The following is an 815-nucleotide window of genomic DNA, read 5'->3' as shown; positions in this document are numbered from 1 at the left end:
ACATCAACGGTGCTGCCATCCGGGAAGGTCACAGTCACGGTTGAACCTGGTTCTGCCGTACCGGTGATTGGATCGGTACCATTGACCGGATCAATCTCTGGGGCATTCGGTGCAGTCACATCCACTGTATACACTTGCGTGTCAGTCACTGTACTGCTGTTGCCTGCTGCATCGGTGAAGGTCGCTGTGGCATCAATGGTCGCATCCGTATCTGCAAGTAAGTCACTACCTGCTACATCCGCTGTCCAGTTACCGGTTGCTGCATCTACAGTTGCAGTGTAAGTCACGCCATTGATGACTAAAGTCACCACTGTGGTGGCTGCATCTGCAGGGATACCGGTTAAGGTACCTGTCACCGTAATGGTGGTTGTTGATTCTGCTGCATTCAACACGTTGTCCGCAGTCACCGCATCAATCGCAAGGGTTGCACCCGCTGGATTTGGTGGAGTGATGTCTACAGTCTCTGTACCTGGTACAGACGGGTTACCTGCAGGGTCAGTGGCAATCGCAGTGATGGTATCACCATCCACCAGACCGCCTGGGTTTGGTACAGTCCATTCGCCTGTTACCGGATCAGTCACCACATCAACGGTGCTGCCATCCGGGAAGGTCACAGTCACGGTTGAACCTGGTTCTGCCGTACCGGTGATTGGATCGGTACCATTGACCGGATCAATCTCTGGGGCATTCGGTGCAGTCACATCCACTGTATACACTTGCGTGTCAGTCACTGTACTGCTGTTGCCTGCTGCATCGGTGAAGGTCGCTGTGGCATCAATGGTCGCATCCGTATCTGCAAGTAAGTCACTACCTGC

General features: G+C 53.6%; 1 protein-coding gene. It reads right to left on the bottom strand.

The genetic code is table 11. The features are described 5' to 3' along the window. On the bottom strand, positions 1–815 hold an 815-nt coding region (locus tag MSG93_RS19250; protein WP_324622989.1), incomplete at both ends, for an Ig-like domain-containing protein.

Source organism: Acinetobacter sp. IK40 (assembly GCF_035615075.1).
Lineage (GTDB): Bacteria > Pseudomonadota > Gammaproteobacteria > Pseudomonadales > Moraxellaceae > Acinetobacter > Acinetobacter courvalinii.
Note: the sequence above shows the minus strand (reverse complement) of the source record. Positions and strands in the feature narration are given on the sequence as shown.